General features: G+C 73.5%; 14 protein-coding genes. 6 read left to right on the forward strand and 8 right to left on the reverse strand.

Annotated elements, in window-relative coordinates; all coding sequences use genetic code 11:
* Positions 1-194 precede the first annotated feature (194 nt).
* Both ACH4T9_RS22720 and ACH4T9_RS22725 read left to right on the forward strand, forming a co-directional pair.
* A complete protein-coding gene (locus tag ACH4T9_RS22720; RefSeq protein WP_396671704.1) occupies positions 195-1,757 on the forward strand; it encodes an AMP-binding protein in 1,563 nt (520 codons plus the stop codon).
* Positions 1,758-1,899: 142 nt separating this feature from the next.
* A complete protein-coding gene (locus ACH4T9_RS22725) occupies positions 1,900-3,123 on the forward strand; it encodes a serine hydrolase domain-containing protein (RefSeq protein WP_396671705.1) in 1,224 nt (407 codons plus the stop codon).
* Between the two features lie 157 nt (positions 3,124-3,280).
* Here ACH4T9_RS22725 and ACH4T9_RS22730 read toward each other — a convergent pair whose 3' ends face one another.
* From ACH4T9_RS22730 to ACH4T9_RS22745, 4 genes are all read right to left on the reverse strand, one after another.
* Entirely contained in the window at positions 3,281-3,424 is a 144-nt protein-coding gene (locus tag ACH4T9_RS22730) for a hypothetical protein (protein WP_396671706.1), read from the reverse strand.
* 58 nt (positions 3,425-3,482) lie between these two features.
* Complete coding sequence (gene purD / locus ACH4T9_RS22735) at positions 3,483-4,742, reverse strand: phosphoribosylamine--glycine ligase (protein WP_396671707.1); 1,260 nt, start codon at positions 4,740-4,742, stop codon at positions 3,483-3,485.
* A 91-nt stretch (positions 4,743-4,833) separates the two neighbouring features.
* Entirely contained in the window at positions 4,834-5,808 is a 975-nt protein-coding gene (locus ACH4T9_RS22740; RefSeq protein WP_396671708.1) for a type IV toxin-antitoxin system AbiEi family antitoxin domain-containing protein, read from the reverse strand.
* Between the two features lie 171 nt (positions 5,809-5,979).
* Positions 5,980-7,269, reverse strand: a complete 1,290-nt coding sequence (locus tag ACH4T9_RS22745; protein ID WP_350880507.1) for an adenylosuccinate synthase — start codon at positions 7,267-7,269, stop codon at positions 5,980-5,982.
* 122 nt (positions 7,270-7,391) lie between these two features.
* Between ACH4T9_RS22745 and ACH4T9_RS22750 the strand changes: the two genes are divergently transcribed.
* The gene (locus tag ACH4T9_RS22750) at positions 7,392-8,390 is read left to right on the forward strand and encodes a hypothetical protein (protein ID WP_396671709.1); all 999 of its coding nucleotides are present in this window, start codon (positions 7,392-7,394) and stop codon (positions 8,388-8,390) included.
* 893 nt (positions 8,391-9,283) lie between these two features.
* On the forward strand, positions 9,284-11,071 hold the full coding sequence (locus tag ACH4T9_RS22755) for a chromosome partitioning protein (protein ID WP_396672063.1): 1,788 nt from the start codon (positions 9,284-9,286) through the stop codon (positions 11,069-11,071).
* A 58-nt stretch (positions 11,072-11,129) separates the two neighbouring features.
* On the opposite strand, the gene ACH4T9_RS22760 is transcribed toward ACH4T9_RS22755, so the two are convergent.
* Positions 11,130-11,558, reverse strand: a complete 429-nt coding sequence (locus tag ACH4T9_RS22760; protein WP_396671710.1) for a DUF3151 domain-containing protein — start codon at positions 11,556-11,558, stop codon at positions 11,130-11,132.
* A gap of 324 nt (positions 11,559-11,882) precedes the next feature.
* Here ACH4T9_RS22760 and ACH4T9_RS22765 point away from each other — a divergent pair, with 324 nt between their 5' ends.
* Positions 11,883-13,091, forward strand: coding sequence for an LOG family protein (locus tag ACH4T9_RS22765; protein WP_396671711.1), 1,209 nt, complete (start codon positions 11,883-11,885; stop codon positions 13,089-13,091).
* 62 nt (positions 13,092-13,153) lie between these two features.
* Here ACH4T9_RS22765 and fbaA read toward each other — a convergent pair whose 3' ends face one another.
* Together fbaA and ACH4T9_RS22775 are read right to left on the reverse strand one after the other, a co-directional pair.
* A complete protein-coding gene (fbaA, locus tag ACH4T9_RS22770) occupies positions 13,154-14,176 on the reverse strand; it encodes a class II fructose-bisphosphate aldolase (RefSeq protein ID WP_350880500.1) in 1,023 nt (340 codons plus the stop codon).
* Between the two features lie 179 nt (positions 14,177-14,355).
* Positions 14,356-14,739, reverse strand: coding sequence for a phage holin family protein (locus ACH4T9_RS22775; protein WP_350880498.1), 384 nt, complete (start codon positions 14,737-14,739; stop codon positions 14,356-14,358).
* Positions 14,740-14,872: 133 nt separating this feature from the next.
* Between ACH4T9_RS22775 and ACH4T9_RS22780 the strand changes: the two genes are divergently transcribed.
* Entirely contained in the window at positions 14,873-15,085 is a 213-nt protein-coding gene (locus ACH4T9_RS22780) for a hypothetical protein (protein WP_396671712.1), read from the forward strand.
* Between the two features lie 70 nt (positions 15,086-15,155).
* On the opposite strand, the gene ACH4T9_RS22785 is transcribed toward ACH4T9_RS22780, so the two are convergent.
* Positions 15,156-15,359 (reverse strand): hypothetical protein, encoded by a 204-nt coding sequence (locus ACH4T9_RS22785; RefSeq protein ID WP_396671713.1) that lies wholly within the window; start codon positions 15,357-15,359, stop codon positions 15,156-15,158.
* Between the last annotated feature and the right edge of the window lie 56 nt (positions 15,360-15,415).

Raw genomic sequence — 15,415 nt, forward strand, 5'->3', positions numbered from 1 at the left:
GCCCCGCACCACCACGCGCGACCACCGCGCCGGCACCCTCGTCGCCGAGGGCGCCTGCGCGGTGGAGACCGGCACCGGAGGGGCCCGTGAGCAGGGCGTGGCCGGCCCCCAGCAACACCGGCGGCACCTGAGACCTGACACGCCCGGCGAGGAGCCCCACAGGTGGGGCCCCGCACCGCCGAAGGAGGCCGTGCATGGACCTGCCGTTCGTCGTCGCCACGCTGACCCGGCGCGGGCTGCTCACCCCGGGCCGACCGACCCGGATCGCCTCCCAGCTCGGCGCGCTGCGCAGGTGGGGTTGGGGCCTCGCCGGCGAGCTGCGCCAGGCCGCCGCCCGGGAACCGGGCCGCACCGCCGTCATCGACGAGCTGGGCGCCGAACTGACGTACCGGGACCTGCTGGACCGGGCCGAGCGGCTGGCGAAGTCGCTGCGCGGCGTGCTCGGCGTCCAGGCCGGGGACCGGATCGGGCTGCTCTGCCGCAACCACCACGGGCTGATCGAAGCCATGGTCGCCACCACCCTGCTCGGCGCGGACGCGGTGCTGGTCAACTCCGGGCTCTCCGCCGCGCAGCTCGCCACCATCGCCGAGGAGCAGGCGCTCAAGGTCCTGGTGCACGACGCCGAGTTCGCCGACCGGCTCCCCGGCCTCCCCGCCGAGCTGCACCGGGTCGACGAGGCCCGGCAGGAGGAGCTGGTCACGTGGGCGCAGCCCGGCGACCTCCGGCCGCCGCCGCGCGACGGCCGAACCATCGTGCTCACCTCCGGCACCACCGGCGCGCCCAAGGGGGCCCGCCGGCCCACCCCGCACGGCTTCGGCCCGCTGGTGTCCATCATCGACCGCATCCCGCTGCACGTCCGGCACACCGTGCTGATCGCCGCGCCGCTGTTCCACACCTGGGGGTACGCCGCCCTCCAGGTCTGCTTCGCCCTGCGGGCGACCATCGTGCTGCACCGCCGCTTCGACCCGGCCGCCACGCTGGACGCGCTGGCGGCGCAGCGCTGCGACGCCATGTTCGCGGTGCCGGTGATGGTGCAGCGGCTGATGGAGGTGCCCCCGCCCGGCCGGAGGCCGCCGCTGAAGGTGGTCGCGGTCAGCGGTTCCGCGCTGCCCGGCGGGCTCGCCACGAGGTTCATGGACGCCTACGGCGACGTCCTCTACAACCTGTACGGCTCCACCGAGGTCTCCTGGGCGTCCATCGCGGGCCCCGCCGACCTACGACGGGCCCCCACCACCGCCGGCCGGCCGCCGCACGGCACCCGGCTGCGGATCCTCGACGAGGAGGGGCGGCAGGTCCCCGACGGCCAGGTCGGCCGGATCTTCGTGGGCAACGAGATGCTGTTCGAGGGCTACACCTCGGGAGCGGGACGGGAGAGCCGGGACGGGCTGCTGGACACCGGGGACCTCGGCCGGGTCGGCGTCGACGGGCTCCTCTTCGTCGACGGGCGAGCCGACGACATGATCGTCTCCGGCGGGGAGAACGTCTTCCCGTCCGAGGTGGAGGACCTGATCGCCCGGCTCCCCCAGGTCCGGGAGGCTGCCGTCATCGGCGTGCCGGACCCGGAGTACGGCCAGCGACTGGCCGCGTTCCTCGCGCTGCACCCCGGCGAGACGCTGGACCCGGAGGCGGTCCGCGAGTACGTCCGGCACTACCTGGCCCGGTTCTCCGTGCCCCGGGACGTGGTCTTCGTGAAGTACCTGCCGCGCAACGCCACCGGCAAGGTGCTGAGCCGCGAGCTGCGCCGCTACTACGACTGACGGGATGCGCCACCACCACGACCGAAGGATTCTCCCCAGCCGTGGACCGGGCACTCAGGGACTCACCCGAGCCGCCGGCCGGGGTGCGCCGGGGGACTCTCCCGGATGCCCCGGGCTCTCCCCGGCGGGCAGGCTCGACGGCATGAAAACCACGAATCGCCGGACCGTCCTCGTCGCCACGGCGCTCGGCGCCCTGCTGACCGTCACCGCCCCCGGCGCGGCCTACGCCGCCCCGTCCACCGCCGACCCCGCCGCCGCTGGCTCCGTGGCTGCCGGGGCGACGGTGCTCGGCCGTGGCGGCGCCGGCTGCCGGCTCGGCACCCTCGACCCCAGCCCCCTCCGGGCGGCGATCGCCGGCCTACCCAGCGCCGACGCGACCAGCGCCCAGGTGCGGATCACCACCCCGGAGGGCTGCTGGACAGGCACCAGCGGCGTACGGGACCTGCGCGCCCAGGCCCCGGTGCCGGCGCACGCGCGGTTCCGGGTGGGCAGCGCAACCAAGGTCTTCACCGCCGCCCTGGTGCTCCAGCTCGCCGCCGAGGGGCGGGTCGACCTCAACGGGCCGGTGCAGGGATACCTGCCCGGCCTGCTGCCCGCCGACTACCCGACCGTGACCGTCCGCCAGCTGCTCGACCACACCAGCGGCATCCCCAGCCCGACGATGCCGGGCGGCGTCGAGTGGCAGCTCGCCCACCGGTACGACCGGTGGACCCCGGAACAGATCGTCCGGCGCGGGCTGGACAACCCGCGCGAGTTCTCCCCCGGCGAGAAGCAGCACTACACCAACATGGGCTACATCGTCGCCGGCCTGCTGATCGAGAAGGTCACCGGCCACTCGTACGAGGCGGAGCTTGACCGGCGGATCGCCCGGCCGCTCGGCCTGCGGGACACGTACGCGCCGGGCGACGACCCGCGCATCCGCGGCCCGCACGCGCACGGCTACCAGGCCGTGGTGCGCGGCGGGGTGACCGAGCTGGTGGACGCGACCACCTGGAGCCAGACCTTCACCCCGGCCTCCGGGGACGTCATCTCCAGCATCGCCGACCTGGACACCTTCATCACGGCGCTGTTCACCGGCCGGGTGGTGCCGGAGCCGCAGCTCACCGAGATGTTCACCCTCCCGCAGGTGGACGACGTCGAGGGCGGGCCGGCCCGGTACAGCGCCGGGCTGACCGCCATGCCGCTGCCGAACGGCGAGACCCTGTGGGCCAAGACCGGCTCCCGGTTCGGCTATTTGGCCGCCGTGGCCTCCACCCGGGACGGCCGGTTCCGGGTGGAGTACTCGATCACCGCGACGAACGCCAAGGGCGAGGAGCTGAGCGCCACCGCCCAGGCCGTCATCGGCGCCGCCCTCGGCATGTTCTGACCCGCGCCCACCGATCGCCCCGACGGCCCCGGCCGACCGACCCACGGTTCACGAGTAAACGGTCAGGCCGGGTGCCCGGGCGATCGCGGCGAGCTGTTCCACGGTGAGCAGGGGCTCGTCGGCGGTCTTCGAGCTCTGCAGCTGTTTGCCGACCACTTCATTCCGGAAACAGCCGGACCAGCGCCATCGACACCAGGTCGTCCGCCGTGTGCCAGTCGCCGCAGAGCAGGTACGCCGTGCGACGCAACGGCTCCAGCCGCGAAGCGACGTACTCGCGGTAGCCCTCGATGTCGGCAGGCAATCCGCCACCCCCTCACCTCACCGGTCAAACGGAGGTGAGAAGGGCGGGGGTTGCCTGGTCAGCGGGGAATTGTGATCCGACCGTCGACCGCCGCGGCGGCGATGTCGGTGCGGTGGTGCGAGCCGGCCAGCCCGATGCCGCCGACCAGCGCGTACGCGGCGTCCCGCGCGGCGGCGAGGGTGGGGCCGGTGGCCGTACCGCAGACAACCCGGCCCCCGGCGGAGAGCAACGCGCCGTCGGCGGCCCGGCGGGCGGTGCCCGCGTGGATCACGCCCGGACGGTCGGCGCCGGTGATCACGTCGCCGGTGCGCGGAGGGCCCGGGTAGTTGTCGGCGGCCACGACCACGGTCACCGCCGCGCCGTCGCGCCAGCGCAGCGGCGGATGGTCGGCCAGGGTGCCGGTGGCGGCGGCGTGCAGCAGGCCGCCGAGCGGTGTCTCCAGCAGGGCGAGGACGACCTGGGTCTCCGGGTCACCGAAACGGGCGTTGAACTCGATCACCCGAGGGCCGGCGGCGGTCATCGCCAGGCCCACGTAGAGCAGCCCGGCGAACGGGGTGCCCCGGCGGCGCATCTCGGCCAGGGTGGGGTGGACGACGTCGGCCATCACCTCGTCGACCAGGCCGGACGGCGCCCAGGGCAGCGGCGCGTACGCCCCCATGCCGCCGGTGTTCGGGCCGGAGTCGCCGTCGCCGACCCGCTTGAAGTCCTGCGCGGGCAGCAGCGGCACCGCCGCCTCGCCGTCGGTGACCACGAAGAGGGAGACCTCGGGGCCGGCCAGGTACTCCTCGACGACGACCCGGCCGCACTCGGCGGCGTGCGCCAGCGCGGCGGCCCGGTCGTCGGTGACGACGACCCCCTTACCGGCGGCCAGCCCGTCGTTCTTCACCACGTACGGCGGGCCGAACTCGTCCAGCGCGGCGGCGGTGGACGCCTCGTCCGCGCAGGTGTACGCCCGGGCGGTCGGCACGCCGGCGGCGGTCATCACGTCCTTGGCGAACGTCTTCGAGCCCTCCAGCCGGGCGGCCTCTGCGGACGGCCCGAACGCCGCGATGCCCTTGGCACGCACGGCGTCGGCGACCCCGGCGACCAGCGGCGCCTCGGGCCCGATCACCACCAGGTCGACGCCGGTCTCCACGGCCAGCGCGGCCACTGCGGCGGGATCGGCGACATCCACCGCCCGCAGCTCGGCCACCCGGGCCACCCCGGCGATCCCGGGATTACCGGGCGCGGCGATCAGCCCCTCGACGGCCGGATCCGCGCCGAGCCCGAGCGCGAGCGCATGCTCCCGCCCCCCACCACCCAAAAGAAGTACCCGCACGACCGGAAATCCTACCCACCCCCTCCCCCCCACCCGTTGATCATGAAGTTGTTGTCGGCCGCCCGGCGTGTCGGGGGCGATAACTTCATGATCAACGGAGAGAGGCGTCCCTGAGTGCCTGCCGGACGGCCCAGGGGATGTAGTCGGGACGCAGGGTGTCCGACCAGGTGAAACGCAGGACCCGCCAGCCCGCGTTGACCAGTCGGTTCTGGCGTCGACGGTCGGCGTAGACCGCCTGCGGACCGCTGTGCGGCTCCCGCCCGTCGGCCTCGGCGATCAGACGCGCGGCACGCCAGCCGAGATCACCGATGCCGAGCAGGTAACCGTCGGAGTCACGCACCTCCAACTGGAGTACCTCGGGCGGCACCCCGCCGTCGACGCAGCGCAGCCTCGTCCGGGTCTCCAGCGGCGACTGCGCCCGACCGTCCGCCTCGGTGAGGTGGAGGCGGGCCGAGACCGCTCCCCGCCTGCCCCGGATCATGGACGGGATCAGGCGCAACTCCTCGGACCCGAGGAGTCCTCGGTTCAGCGCGGAGTCGAGCAGGGACACGGCGGTGTAGCGGTCCTCACGGAGGATGAGATCCGAGACGGTACGCAGGGGCCCGGTCGCCGCGATCCCCCCGACCGAGCCGAGCTGACCCGGCGCGATCACCAACTGGTGTACGACCACCTCGGGGTGCGCGGCGCGGGCCGGCCTGGCGACCGCCCCGGGCACGGACAGGTGTATCGCGTCGGACCGGGGCAGCCCCGCGATCCGGTGCAGCTCGGCGGCGGTCCCGAGGACGGCGGCTGCGCCCGGGCCGAAGGACGCCACCGCCGCCCTGATCCGGGCCACCCGGGGGACGCCGTCGTACAGGTCGGCGTCCACGAGGTAACCGCCTCGCGCGATCGCCCGCCACCGCCCCGAGCGGCACAACCGTTGGACCTCGTGCACGGTGAGACCGGCGGCACGCGCCTGCGCCAACGTCACGACACCGTCCTGCGCAGCGGCAACCCGCCGCACCACCCCCACCGCCCCAACCGCCCCCACCGCATCCACGAACCCAGGTTCCCGCCCCCAACCCACCCCCCGAAACCCCCTGTGGAAAACCCCCACCACCCTGTGGAAAACCCCCACCACCCGCCTGCGTTGATCATGAAGTTATTGCCGCGACACGCCGAGATGGCAGGCAATAACTTCATGATCAACGGGGCTGGCGGGGGGGAGGCCGGAGGGAGGGGAGGGAGAGGGAGGGGGTTAGGGGAGGAGGGGGTGGCGGGTTACGTTTTCCTCGCGGCCTGGGCCCACGCCTACGATGCTGACTCGGGTGCCGCAGATCTCCTCGATGCGGGCGATGTAGCGTCTCGCGTTCTCCGGGAGGTCGGCCTCGGTCCTCGCCTTGGTGATGTCCTCCCACCAGCCGTCGTGCTCCTCGTAGATCGGCGTGGCGTGGTGGAACTCGGTCTGCGTCATCGGCATGTCGTCGAAGCGCTCGCCGTTGATCTCGTACCCGACGCAGAGCGGGACCTTCGGCAGGCCGGTGAGCACGTCCAGCTTGGTGATCACCAGGTCGGTGACGCCGTTGAGGCGGCAGGCGTACCGGGCCACGACGGCGTCGAACCAGCCGCAGCGGCGCTCCCGGCCGGTGGTCGTGCCGTACTCGTGGCCGACCTTGCGCAGGTGCTGACCGTTGTCGTCGAACAGCTCGGTCGGGAACGGACCGGAGCCCACCCGGGTGGTGTACGCCTTGCTCACCGCGATGACCTTGTTGATCGCGGTCGGCGGGATGCCGGCGCCCACGCACGCCCCGCCCGCCGTCGGGTTCGACGAGGTCACGAAGGGGTACGTGCCGTGGTCCATGTCGAGCATGGTGGCCTGGGCGCCCTCCAGCAGGACCGTCTCGCCCCGGTCGAGGGCGTCCCAGAGCATCACCCGGGTCTCGGCGATGTACGGCTTGAGCCGCTCGGCGTACTCCAGGTACTCCTCGACGGTCGCCTCGACGTCGATCGCCTTGCGGTTGTACACCTTGAACAGGATCTGGTTCTTCTCGCGTAGCGCGAGCTCCAGCTTCTTGCGCAGGATGCCCGGGTCGAGCAGATCCTGAAGCCGGATACCCATCCGGGCGACCTTGTCCCCGTACGCCGGGCCGATGCCCCGGCCGGTGGTGCCGATCCGGGAGCTGCCGAGGTAGCGCTCCACCACCAGGTCCAGGGCCCGGTGGTGCGGCATGATCAGGTGCGCGTCACCGGAGATCCGCAACCGGGACACGTCCACCCCGCGCTCGGCGAGGCCGTCGATCTCGGTCAGCAGCACCTTCGGGTCGACCACCACACCGTTGCCGATGATGATCATCGCGCTCGGTGAGAGCGCGCCGGACGGCATCAGGTGCAGGGCGTACTTCTGCCCATCAGGGGTGATCACCGTATGGCCGGCATTGTTGCCGCCGGAGTAGCGCACGACGTAGTCGACCCGCTCACCCAGCAGGTCGGTAACCTTGCCCTTGCCCTCGTCGCCCCACTGAGCACCGATGAGCACGATCGCTGGCATCTTTTCCGCCTCCAGAAGGCTCGGGTGCCAGGTGGCGACCGGTCGGCGAGCCCGGGGTGTCAGGCTAACAAGAGGTCAGGGCGGGATCAGCAGGGGTTCGTCGAGAGTCAGGAGAATCTTTCGTGTACGACGTGGTGCTGCTCACCCTCGGCTCGGAGCGGGACGCTCCCGGCGGGGGCTGCGGCAGCGGCGGGGCCTGCTGCGGTGACACCACCGGAGACGCTCCCGAGCGGGCCGAGGAACGGTGCGAGACTCCCCGGGTGCCGGTGCTGGCCTGCGCGGATGCGCTGACCGCCCGGGGCGCCCGGGTGGAGACCGTCACCGCATGCTCGGACGCCGAGATCGACAAGGTGCTGGCGCGGCTCGACGGCCCACCTCGCCCCGACGGGCTCACCTGGCCCGATCCCGACTCGAAGACCCGGCTGGTCGTCGCCACGGCCAGCGACAGCCAGCTGCGGGCCGTCGTGCGCCGGCTCGTCCGGCGGTACGCCCCACCGCCCAGCCGCCGCCCCGCCGACCTGGCCGGGAACCGTACGGTGCCGGACCTGCCGCCGGTGGGCGTACTCCCGCTCGACCCGGCCAGGGGCGGCGGGCAGCGTGACCTGGCGGCGCAGCTCGGGCTGCCGCGCGACCCGGTGGCCGTGGCCGCCGCGATCCTGGACGGCACCCCCCGCCGGCTCGACCTGCTGCGAAACGACGGCGGCTCGGTGACGCTGGACGGCGCGCTGCTCGGCGCCGCCGACGACGCCGGCCGGCCGCTGCACTGGCGGGGCCGGATCGAGGTCGACGACGTCGTGCTCTCGGCGGGCGACGACCCCCTCCTGGCCTGCGCCATCGGCAACGCGGGCGGATACGCCCAGCTCGACGGCCTTCCCCTGCTCACCGCCGGAGACCCGACGGACGGCGTGGTCGAGGTGGCGGTGGCCGTTCCTGTGGTGACCCGCTCGACGTTGGGCAGGAAGCGGATGCGGTTCGAGGTGCGCCGGGCGCGGGGGCGCGCGGTGGCCGTCATCCCGCGCGACGAGCGGGTGCCCTACCTCGACGACGGGGTCGAGGGGGAGCTGAGCCGAAAGCGGTCGTGGTGGACCGAGCCGGGCGCCTGGGCGGTCTGGACGGCCTGAAGAGCCTCTGTGGCGTTTCCGGCGGCGCCCGCCCCGGGTACGGCCACCATGCCGGGGACGGCCACCATGCCGGACGATTCGCCGGCACGCTGGGGTGTCCGGGGGGAGTGCCTCCGGGGCGCGGACCGGTGGAGATCCGCGTCGATGGCCGACGGCTCGGCCCCGGGGCCTATCCTCGGCAGGAGGAATGGGGAGGAACCGTCGTGGACGACAACGCCGACCGGGTCCACGTACCCGGCCAGCAGCCAGCTCCGGAGCGGGACATCGAACCGCTCTGGCCGCCGGACCCGACCGATCCCGGGCCGGCCGACTCCGGCCCGACGTGGGCGGTGAGTGCGCCCCAGCAGCCAACACCCCAGCAGCCGACACCCCTTCCACCGGTCCCCGGGCCGGGGTCTGACGCGCAGAGCGCGTACCCGTCGTTGGCTGCCTCGCCGGCCACGCGGCCCGGGACGGGGCAGCAGGACGCATACCCGCCCACCGTCGCGCCGCAGGCCGGGTATCCAGAGGCCGGGACGCAGGGCGGGTACCCGGCCACCGCCGGGCTGCAGGGCGGATACCCCGTGGTCGGACCGCAGGGCGGGCAGGCCGGGGGTGGCCACGGACACGACCAGGGGCACGGGCACGGGCACGGGCAGAGCGCATCGGGGCCCGACGAGTGGTCGGCGAACGGACCGGACGGGTGGGCGCCGGTGCCGTCGGAGACCGCGTGGGCGCCGACCTCCGTAGGCGGTGTGCCGGCCCCCCGGGCCGGGCAGCCGACGCCCGGGCCGGTGGATCTGCACCTGCCCTTCACCCTGGACCAGGCGGCCACCGCGCACCCGGCCCCGATTCCGGCCCGTCGGCCGGTGGGTCCGGCCGACCCGTCGACACCGCCGACGACCTTGCCCCCGATGCCCGGCCCCCCGACGACCGCGCCGCCGACGACCGTGCCGCCGACGGTCGGCCCGACCTTCCCCGAGGTGACCGGTCCGACGGCGGTGACCGACCCGGGCGCGAGCGGCGGACCGGCCGAGAGCGGAACGGCCGCAAGCGGACCGGCCGCAAGCGGACCGGCCGCAAGCGGACCGGCCGCAAGCGGACCGGCCGAGAGCGGGGCTGCCGAGAGCGGCGACGGGCGGAACGGAACGGCCGGCGGATCGGTGCCGGGATCGAACGGCGGAGCGCGGGGGACGGCCGAGTCCCCGTGGGCCCTGCCACCGAGGCGTTCCGGCATGAGCGGACCGGAGCAGGAAGGCCCGGGTCCGGTCGGGACGGCTGCGGTCGGGACGGCTGCGGTCGGGACGGCTGCGGTCGGGACGGCTGGCGGGACCGAGCCAGACGGGACGGAGCCGGGGGGACCGGTGCCGCATGCCAGTTGGCGTGCGGCACCCGGTCCGGCGGGAAGCGCAGTGCACCCGCCGGGGCCGTTCCCGCCGGTGATGAACCCGCCCGGGCCGCTGCCCCCGACCCCCTATCCGCCCGCCGCCGGCGGCACGCCGGCCGACCCGTACACGGCCCCCATCCCGGCGGCCGACCCGTACGCGGCCGGGGGACCGGCGGCCGTGACGGGCCCACCGGCGGGGTGGGGGCCGGGACAGCAGCCCGCCCCGGGGCCCCCCGTCGCGGGGCAGCCGAGCTGGTATCCCCCGGGCTGGCCGCAGCACGGCCAGCAGCCGGCGGCCCCGGTGACGCACCCGCCCTACCAGGAGGCGGACGGGGTGACCCGGGTGCCGCCCGGATACCCGGACGTGGGCTGGACGCCCGACCTCGGGACCGCGCCGACCGCCGAGGACTTCACCCGCCGCCGGCAGATCCGCCCGGCCGACCCGGTAGCCACGATGGGCGTACGGGCCGTGGTGAACAAGACGGGGCTGATCAAGCTCCCGCCGGGGCGGCACGAGCAGGAGTTGCGCCACGACATCGAGATGGTTCGCCGCAACTTCGGCGGGCTGCGCCAGGTGACCGTGGTCAACCCGAAGGGCGGCGCGGGCAAGACCGTGGCGATCCTGCTGCTCGCCATGACGTTCGGGCAGAAGCGCGGCGGGTACGTGCTGGCCTGGGACAACAACGAGACCCAGGGCACCCTCGGGATGCGCGCCCAGCAGGACTTCCACTCCCGCACGGTGCGCGACATGCTGCGCGACCTGGGCCAGTTCCAGGGTGCCCACGGGCGGGTCGGCGACCTGTCGCAGTACGTCCGCTCGCAGGGCGAGGGGATGTTCGACGTGCTCGCCTCGGACGAGTCGGCCACCGGCGGGGAGATGCTCACCGCGTCGGCGTTCGCCGAGATCCGGGAGGTGGTCAGCCGGTTCTACAAGCTGATCTTCGTGGACACCGGCAACAACGTCCGGGCGCAGAACTGGCAGGCCGCGATGGACGCCACCGACCAACTCGTGGTGACCATGTCGGCGCGCAACGACTCGGCGGAGACCGCCGCCCGGATGCTCGACCACCTGGAGCAGAGCGGCCGGCAGCGACTGGTCCGGCAGGCGGTGACGGTGGTGTCCATGCCGCCGTCACGCAAGGAGATCGACCTGCCGGCCATCCAGGACCACTTCGCGGCCCGGACCCGGGCGGTGCTGCTGGCCCCGTACGAGCGCTTGATCGACACCGGTGAGCCGATCCGGTACGGAGGACTCTCCTCGGCAACCCGGGACGCGTGGCTGAAGATCGCCGCATCGGTCGCCGAAGGGCTCTGAGTAGCGCGACGGCCGGTCCGGCAGGTGCCGGACCGGCCGTCGCACCGGCTCGCAGGGATCAGGCGCTGGCCAGGGCGTCCCCGGCGGCGGGATCGCAGTCGCGCAGGAACTGGGCGCAGCGGGCCGCCTCGTCGGCCTCGCCGATCTCGCCGGCGGCCCGGGAGAGCACGTACAGACAGCGCAGGAAGCCCTGGTTCGGCGCGTGCGACCAGGGCACCGGGCCGTGCCCTTTCCAGCCGCTGCGGCGCAGCTGGTCCAGGCCCCGGTGGTACCCGGTCCGGGCGTACGCGTACGCCGAGACGACCTGGCCGGCGGCCAGGGCGCGGCCCGCGAGCGCCGCCCAGCCGGCGCTGTAGGTCGGGAAACGGGCCGCGACTTCGGCGTACGCCTCGTCGGTGCCGGCCTCGGTGGCGGCGGCGAGCGTGGCGTCGGCCTCGTCGTGGACCGGCAGGAGGGTGGCCGGCGGCTCAGGCAACAGGTTCTGCATCGTCCCATTCAACCCGCTTCGCTCTACGTCGCGCGAGCGGGTCGGCAGACCTGGTTGGCTGAACGGTTGAGGCATTGGTCACGCCTGCGGCCCCACGCCGGGGGACCTGCGGCCCATGCCGCCGGGAGATGTTCTCCATTACAACTATTGGTCCGGAGCCTCCCCAGGAACCGGTCACGCAGGAGCCCGGTGGCGAGGCCACCGGGCTCCTGTCGTCCAGAGCCCGGCGCACCGCCGAACCGGCGGGTCGGGCGGGCGGACGGGTCAGCGGTGCGTCCCGGCGGGCGGGTTTGGCGGGTTGCCCCGGGTGGGCAGGATGGGCTGGTGCCGACCCCACCTCCAGCGGATGTCATCTCCCCGCACGACACCAGCACCACCGAGATCGAGACCCGCAGCATCTTCGAACAGCGGTTGACCACCGGCACCCTGGGCGGGCTGACCGTCCAGGGCCTACGCCTGGACCTCGACCCGGTCCCCGACCTCACCGGGACGGAGGTGACCGGCACCCTCTTCGTCGGCTGCCGCTTCGCCTCCCGTGAGGTGGGCGCCGACCTGGTCCGGCGCGGTGCGAACGTGGTGCCGCCCTTCTCCGGGCTGCCGTACCCGACCCAGCCGTCGCACCTCTACACCCCCGACGAACTGGCCGCCGGCTTCGCCGAAGGCGGCTTCGCGAACATGTACGACACCCGGGTGTACGAGCACTTCCGGGCGCACGGCGGCGCGCTGCCCGAGGTCAAGGAGGCGCTCGGCCAGCGGCTGCACGATCACGGCGTGGACAACGCACTGGTCGACGCCACCCGCGCCTGGCTCGCCACGCACGGCCCGCAGTCGGTGGTCGGTGTGATGGGTGGGCACGCCGTCCGACGGGGCAGCGTGCCGTACCGGATGGCGGCGGTGCTGGGCTGGGAGCTGGCCCGGGCCGACCGGCTGGTGGTGACCGGCGGCGGGCCCGGCGTGATGGAGGCGGCCAACCTGGGCGCCTACCTGTCGAGCCGGCCGGTTGAGGAGCTGACCGCGGCGATCGACCTGCTGACGACCGCGCCGGACTTCACCGACCACGAGCGCTACACCGCCGCCGCGCTGGAGGTCCGGGCCCGGTACGGCGCGCCGCCGGACGTGCCGCAGCAGCGCGGCGCCGGCGTGGACTGGGCGCGAGCCGGCGGGCTCGCCATCCCCACCTGGCTGTACGGGCACGAGCCGGCGAACCTGTTCGCCGGGCGGATCGCCAAGTACTTCTCCAACGCCATCCGGGAGGACACCATCCTGCGGCTGGCCCGGGGCGGGATCGTCTTCGCGCCCGGCCGGGCCGGCACCGTGCAGGAGGTGTTCCAGGCGGCGACGAAGACGTACTACGGCACGGACGGGTCGAGCGGCGCGTACGTCTTCCTGGACCGGGCCTACTGGACGACGGAGCTGCCGATCGAGGCGCTGCTGCGTCCGCTGCTGACCGCCTCGCCGTTCGGTGACCTCTCCGGCACCGTGCACCTCACCGACGACGTGCGGGAGGCGGTCCGGGTGCTGACCGCCGGCTGACCCCCGTGACGACGACGGCCGGCCCCTCCCGGGTGCCGGCCGCCGTGTCGTACGGGTGGGTGTTACTTCATCCTGGTACCGGTGGAGCGCAGGTGCTCGCAGGCCTCGGCGACGCGGGCGGCGAGCCCGGCCTCGGCGAGCTTGCCCCAGGCGCGCGGGTCGTACTGCTTCTTGTTGCCGACCTCGCCGTCGATCTTCAGCACGCCGTCGTAGTTACGCAACATGTGGTCGGCGACGGGCCGGGTGAAGGCGTACTGGGTGTCGGTGTCGATGTTCATCTTCACCACGCCGTAGTCCAGCGCCTCGCGGATCTCGGACAGCAGCGAGCCGGAGCCGCCGTGGAAGACCAGGCTGAGCGGCTTGTCCTTGCCGTACTTGGCGCCGACCGCCTCCTGGATCTGGTTGAGGATCTCCGGGCGGAGCTTGACGTTGCCCGGCTTGTAGACGCCGTGCACGTTGCCGAAGGTCAGCGCCGCCATGTAGCGGCCCTTCTCGCCCAGGCCGAGGGCCTCGACCATGGCCAGGCCGTCCTCGACGGTGGTGTAGAGCTTGTCGTTGATGGCGTTCTCGACGCCGTCCTCCTCGCCACCGACGACGCCGACCTCGATCTCCAGGACGATCTTGGCCTCGGCGGCCCGGTCCAGCAGCTCGGACGCGATCTTCAGGTTCTCCGCCACCGGCACGGCCGAGCCGTCCCACATGTGCGACTGGAACAGCGGATCCTGGCCGGCGGCGACCCGCTCCTTGGAGATCTGCATCAGGGGCCGGACGAACTTGTCCAGCTTGTCCTTCGGGCAGTGGTCGGTGTGCAGGGCGATGTTGACCGGGTACTTCTTGGCGACCTCGTGGGCGTACGCGGCGAACGCCACGGCACCGGTGACCATGTCCTTCACGGACGGGCCGGACAGGTACTCCGCGCCGCCGGTGGAGACCTGGATGATGCCGTCGCTCTCCGCGTCGGCGAAGCCCTTCAGGGCCGCGTTCAGCGTCTGGGAGGAGGTCACGTTGATCGCGGGGTACGCGTACCGGCCCGCCTTGGCACGGTCCAGCATCTCCGCGTAGGCCTCGGGGGAAGCGATGGGCATATCGAACGCTCCTTACTTACCGCTGTCGGCCGTACTGGCCGCTGTCTTCCGTGGGTGCGCCGGACCGCGCTGTCCTCCGCCGGAAGTATCCCGTAGAGGGTGACCACGGGCGTAACCGACCCTTGACCCGCCCGAGGCGTGGGCCGGCGACCGGGGCACCGGGCACCCCCTCCGACACCTCACCGGCCCTCCCACCGATCCGGCACGGCGACGCTGATCAGCCAGCTCACGACGGCCATCACGATGGCCCCCCAGAAGGCCGCCCAGAAGCCGTCGACCCGGAACGGCAGGTCCAGCTGGCGGGCGATCCAGTCGGTCAGCAGGAACAGCAGCGCGTTGACCACCAGCGCGAACAGCCCCAGGGTCAGCAGGTAGAAGACGCAGCCCACCACCTTGATCACCGGCTTCAGCACGGCGTTGACCACGCCGAAGATCAACGCCACCACCACGAGGGTGAGCGCCGTGTTGCCGCCGTGCCGGCCGCCCACCTCGACGCCGGGCACGACCAGAGTGGCGATCCACAGAGCGATCGCCGTGATCACCAGCCGGATCAGGAATCCCACGACACCATCCTGGCACCGCCCGCCGGGCCCGGAGGACCGATTCCGGCTACTCGGCTTTCTCCTCGGCCCCGAGCGCGCACCCGGGTCAGCCCGTACGGTGTGGGTAGCTTTCCACCGGAATCAGGGAGGGACGATGGGTCAGCCCGACGAGGACTTCGCTCCGAGCGACCACCTCGCTCCGGAGGAGCGGGACCCGGAGGCGTCCCCGGCCGACGCCGTGGAGCAGGCCACCTCGATCGACCCGGCCGACGGCGAACAGGAGCCGAGCCGTGGCCTGGAGGTCGACGACTGGGACGCCATGGAACAGGCCCGGGTGGTCGCGCCCGACGAGGACGACTACCGCTGATCCCGATCGGCGGGCGGCAGCGGGCCGCCGGCGGCGGGTGCGTGGGGTGTCCACCCCGTCGCCGCCGGCGTCAGCGCAGGCCGGTGACCCGCTCGGGGTGCGCCGCGACCCACGCCGCGAGGCGGTCCTCGCGCAACGCGGCGAGCAACTCCGGGGCGGCGGCCGGGTCCGGCTCGTAGCGGTGGGCCGGGGCGTCGACTCCCGGTGTCCTGCTCTGATGACGGGACCGGGCCGGCTGAACGTTGCGGCAGAGGTGATCAACCGTTCGGCTCATCAGATCTCCGATCCGCCGTACGGGGTGAGGGTGCCGCGCCGGCCCCGCTTGCCACC

The organism is Micromonospora sp. NPDC020750 (genome assembly GCF_044334565.1).
Taxonomy (GTDB): Bacteria; Actinomycetota; Actinomycetes; order Mycobacteriales; family Micromonosporaceae; genus Micromonospora.